7 protein-coding genes are annotated in these 4549 nt (G+C 47.7%); 4 read left to right on the top strand and 3 right to left on the bottom strand.

Going from position 1 to position 4549, the window contains the following annotated elements:
- Both WCO51_09975 and WCO51_09970 read left to right on the top strand, forming a co-directional pair.
- Positions 1–501, top strand: a 501-nt coding sequence (locus WCO51_09975) for an LITAF-like zinc ribbon domain-containing protein (protein ID MEI6513585.1), incomplete at its 5' end; no start/stop codon positions are given.
- Between the two features lie 192 nt (positions 502–693).
- A complete protein-coding gene (locus WCO51_09970) occupies positions 694–1899 on the top strand; it encodes an MFS transporter (GenBank protein MEI6513584.1) in 1206 nt (401 codons plus the stop codon).
- On the opposite strand, the gene WCO51_09965 is transcribed toward WCO51_09970, so the two are convergent.
- Entirely contained in the window at positions 1877–3349 is a 1473-nt protein-coding gene (locus tag WCO51_09965) for a HEAT repeat domain-containing protein (protein MEI6513583.1), read from the bottom strand. The genes WCO51_09970 and WCO51_09965 overlap by 23 nt on opposite strands.
- A gap of 124 nt (positions 3350–3473) precedes the next feature.
- Between WCO51_09965 and WCO51_09960 the strand changes: the two genes are divergently transcribed.
- Complete coding sequence (locus tag WCO51_09960) at positions 3474–3635, top strand: hypothetical protein (protein MEI6513582.1); 162 nt, start codon at positions 3474–3476, stop codon at positions 3633–3635.
- 26 nt (positions 3636–3661) lie between these two features.
- On the opposite strand, the gene secG is transcribed toward WCO51_09960, so the two are convergent.
- Both secG and WCO51_09950 read right to left on the bottom strand, forming a co-directional pair.
- Complete coding sequence (gene secG, locus WCO51_09955; GenBank protein ID MEI6513581.1) at positions 3662–3901, bottom strand: preprotein translocase subunit SecG; 240 nt, start codon at positions 3899–3901, stop codon at positions 3662–3664.
- Complete coding sequence (locus WCO51_09950; GenBank protein MEI6513580.1) at positions 3898–4167, bottom strand: twin-arginine translocase TatA/TatE family subunit; 270 nt, start codon at positions 4165–4167, stop codon at positions 3898–3900. The genes secG and WCO51_09950 overlap by 4 nt, the downstream gene beginning before the upstream one ends.
- Positions 4168–4319: 152 nt before the next feature.
- On the opposite strand from WCO51_09950, the gene WCO51_09945 reads away from it, so the two are divergent.
- On the top strand, positions 4320–4549 hold a 230-nt coding region (locus WCO51_09945), incomplete at its 3' end, for a hypothetical protein (protein MEI6513579.1).

Raw genomic sequence — 4549 nt, 5'->3', positions numbered from 1 at the left:
GTTGCTAATTATAACTACGATTACGAAGCGGAATTGGCGAAGGGATATCTTGAGGCTGAGGGGATTAATGTTGTCAAGAAAGGCGACTCTAAGGACTATTTCCATTTCAAGTTGGGACTTGAGAATATCAGTCTTTTTGTACCGGATGAAGATTACGAGCGGGCTTGTAATATACTTGGTATCAGTATCGTAGGCGAACAAGAAACGCTCAGATGTTGCCCTAAGTGCGGAACTGTCACGCCTATTACGCGCCCCAAATCGATATTAGCAAACCTAGGATGCTTTCTTTCAATTTTTCTTATAGCTTTTCCAAGTATTCCTTTTTTTACTAAACTCCTTAATAGAACAAAACGTAAATGTCCTAATTGCGGCAATGTTTGGGTGGATGATGGTGTGTTAAGAAGAGCCAACACGACCAATGCGCCTCCAAAAGTCGTTAAGTCTGCTCCCGCCCGCATGCCAAATTGGCATAGACCCAGGCGAAAAGGACCAAGAAGATAAGTTCGCATATGGTATAGGACTTCCACATATTGGGGATTCCAAATGTGAATTGAATTTTACCATTCTAGTAATTTTAGATATTTTGAAGAAATCTAAGTGCTCAGAATACATCCTCATGAATCTATGGGAGCGTAAGGTTGGCTTGGTGGCGGAAGAGGTGGGTATACTTGCCCGCGAGGGGATTGAGGATTAATGTTTGCGCTTGGGGCGTTTTTCTTTCTGTTTTTTGGGGGATTGGGGTTCCAACATCCGTTTTTGCTGCTATTTTGGCGAAGCCGGGGGTTCGATCGTTATACTATCGGATTGCTGATGGCCGTGGCTTCTCTAGCGGGAGCATTGGCTTCACCTCTTGCGGGATGGCTTTCTGACCGGCTTCGACTTCGCAAACCTTTTGTTATTTTCGGCGGGCTTATCGCGGCGATTGGGATAGCAGCGCTTCCCTATACAGCTTCGGCTTGGTCGATGGGGGCGATGTATGCTCTGGCGTGGGTAGGGTTTACTATCTCACAAATGGCAGTTGCGACCCTCATCGTCGAGAACTCGGACCCACTAAAGGGCGGCGCAACTTTTGGGGCGCTTCGTGCATGGGGAACTGCCGGATATATCCTTGCCCTCCTTACCGCTACTATCTTAAGAGGTAATGGGTTGAGCGGTTACCCCGTCTGGATGTTTGTCGCCGCTCCAACTGCCTATGCTTTATGCGCGATGTCGGGTTTTATTGCTCCACGTCATCACTTTGCGGATGTTAAGCGCCCAAGCCTTGCTGAAGCGAAGAAGCTTCTTGCTTACAAACCTTTTGCTTTCTATTTAATAGCTTACTGTCTGTTTTTTGGGGCGCTTAATACCGGAACCACCTTCCTGAGCTTGAACTTGGCCGAAATGCTCAAGTCGCGCCAGTATACCCCTCCGCACGTCCAACAATTAGTGGCTTTGGCATATCTTATCAGCGCCTCTTGTGAGTTGGTGTTGATGCGTTATTGGGGCGCTGTAATGGATCGAGTAGGGGCGCGGAAGACTTTGATGATTGGATACGCTATTTTGCCTTTGCGGTTATTGGGTTATGCGATGTTCCCGTTTCCAATCGCGGTCTATGCGCTTCAGGCGTTTCATGGGTTTACGTTCAACATCGTGACTGCTTGTTCACCGGTATATGCAGCGAGTTTAGCTCCTGAAAACTTACGAGCCAGCGCACAGGGCACTTTAGCCAGCGCGCAAGGCTTTGCTCAAGCGATTGTTCCATTGATTGGGGGCTTTGTTTGCCAGCGTTACGGGTGGGGAAGCCTTTACGGCTTTTTGGCGGGATTAGCGTTGTTGGGCTTAATTATGTTTTTAGCGAGCGATGGAGATCGCATCGCTCGTAAAGAGGCATTAACCGCTAACGCGTTATTCCGAAATTAGTCGCCAACGCTTGAGAAGCCACATACCGCACATCTGGATTTGATGAGGTTTTCGCTTTTATGAGAAGCTCTTTAATAGATGGATCGTGAATTTGCCCAAGTGCAAGAACTGCCCAACGATTATTTAGCTTCCCCTTAAGCGCCGGTAATGCAGGAGCGCCAATGTTCCCTAATGCTTGTGCTGCTAAATAGGAGCACGTATCCATTCCGCTATCTAAGCACCCTGCCAACGAATTGATAGCAGCCGGTCCGGCTTTGCCAAGCTGAGTTGATGCTTCGGCGGCTACTGCGCCATCTTTATCCTTAAGCGCGCTTACTAAGAGAGCGATCTGCTGGGGCGTGATGGTCGGCTTATCGGAAGCTGAGGCGGAAGCTCCAAGGGCAGTTACGGCTGCGACACGAACTGAAGCGATGGGATCTTTTAGACAATTCGCTAACAAAGCGAGCGCTTTGGGGTCTTTTGTTGCTGTTGCCAAAACGGAAGCCGCCTCAACACGAATTGCCGGGTTAGGGTCTTTGAGCGCTTCGGAAATGGCCGGGACTGCTTTTTCGGCTGCAGTTTGAAGACCGACTACAGCGGCGCTTCTAAGCGGCAGGTTGACATCTTTGAGGCAATTTTTCAGCGTTTGAACTGCAGTTGGGGATGCAATTCGTCCCAAACCAAGTGCTGCTTGAATTCGGGCATCACGATCTTCCATCGGATTTTTGACGGCCTCATCCAAAATCTTCTCACTCGAAAGGTCTGCGATAGAACCTAAAGCGGCAATCACAATACGTCGCAGTTCAGGTCCGTCGTTAAGGTGAGCAGCCACCTCTTTGGCAGCACGCTTATCGGCGATTTTTCCGAGAGTTTCGATGGCGCCTTTTTTAAGGTCTACATCAGCATCGGATACCCAAGGCAGCATTTTGGGAACGATAATATCACGATAGGAGGATTTGGAGGCGCAGAGGCTGACCAATAAGTCTGCTGAGGGGCCGATTCCCTTTTTTGCTTGGAAAGTATCCAGTATAAAAGGAATGGCCGGCTCGCCAATATTTGTCACTGCCAAGCTAATAGTTGAAGTGATGTTCGGGTCACCTTTGCCAAGCCCATCGGCTAGAGCTTTAATATCTTTAGGGCCAACTACGGTTAAAGTCTGCACCAAACTAATGCGGACTTCTTTATCAGGGTCTTTCGACATTTTGATAGCCAGTTCGATAGCAGCTTTATCGTCAAGATGTTCGAGCGCTGAGGCCAGGCTTACACGCGCTTTAATAGATTGCCCTTGAAGTAAGTCGTAGGCATCCTCACGTATATTAAGCGCAATAATGGCTTTTTCTTGTGCAACCCCTGAACCTAAGGCAGCCGTTTTAATCAACTTATTGGTTTTGGCATTGCCATAGACGGCATATCCGATAATAAAAGTGACGATAGCGGCAAAGATAACCCAACCTAGCCATTGGCCTTTCATAACCTGACCTCCATGCGCCTTCTTTATTCCCTGTATAAACCGCAAACGCAAACCGGTTTTCATGCGGGTACAAGTGATGACGCAACATGCCGATATTTAACTTACTACAATCCGGAGAAAATATATGCTGGTAGCAATTATGTATCTGCTAACCGCAGCCAGCGTTTATGGTCTTTTGATTGCTACCGCTCGATTTGAGCCTGAATATATCGCTGAAGCAAGACGCGCACGGATATTGGAATGGCTTTCTGCGGAACAATCGGACCAACAACAGCGCGCTGCTTAAGGGTTAAACTAAGGTTCGCCCCTCTTCTACATGCGTGACTGAATGATTGCCAAAAGGGCAGTCAGAGTCATAAACGTCGCACCCATATACAACGTGACACGTGACATTTGATCTTCAAAACCCGGTTTAGCTCGTGGTGTGGCGCTAGCCGCGCTAGCTCCCATCGTGAAGCCTTCTGATTTTGATGATTGTATCATAACAACGATCACGAAAAGGACCGCGATGATCAGATCAAGGCTCAGTAAGATATTATAGAAAATTGTCATCTGTTGTCTCCCTCTTTTTTCTCTTTCTCGGTTTCCTGGGTTGTACCTAAACTATTTTCAGGCATATAAGGCTTGGTCGGTTCATTAGGGGACGGATACAGCTTAGGTTCATCCTGGATTGTCCGCACCGTATCGTCCATTATTCGCCGAGCTTCACCCATAACCTTGCCAAGTTGGCGAGCGATCTCAGGCAGCTTCTGAGGGCCAAACAACAGAAGCGCGATAAATAGGACTACCATCAGCTCCGTTCCGCCCACACCAAACATCGTTTCGTTTTGCCGCCTGCTACTTCATTCTACCTATCCGAGAATCGAGAACAACTCGACCCTTAATGATACCCCACCTCAGCAGCAACGCAAAGTTAGTTCAACCAATTTCGATCGGTTTAAGAAAAAACCCCGTTTGATAGCATATATTCGTGACAGGCTTAGCCACCGGCGAGGAAAAGCAGCTTACACAGAATTCGGAAGGCTTTCTGAAGTACTACGTCTACTTCATTGGCAATCCCTATCAAGGATTGGGAAAGGCTAGTATTTGTCTTCACCCCGATAGTGGTACGGTTTTTTATATTCAAGGCCGACAGATATGCAAAGTTGGCATGGATGGTCAAATGACGGCTTATGCCACTATTACTTCTGACGGTAAGAG

This window comes from bacterium, from assembly GCA_037131655.1.
Classification (GTDB): domain Bacteria; phylum Armatimonadota; class Fimbriimonadia; order Fimbriimonadales; family JBAXQP01; genus JBAXQP01.
This window is presented reverse-complemented; position numbering and strand designations above follow the sequence as displayed.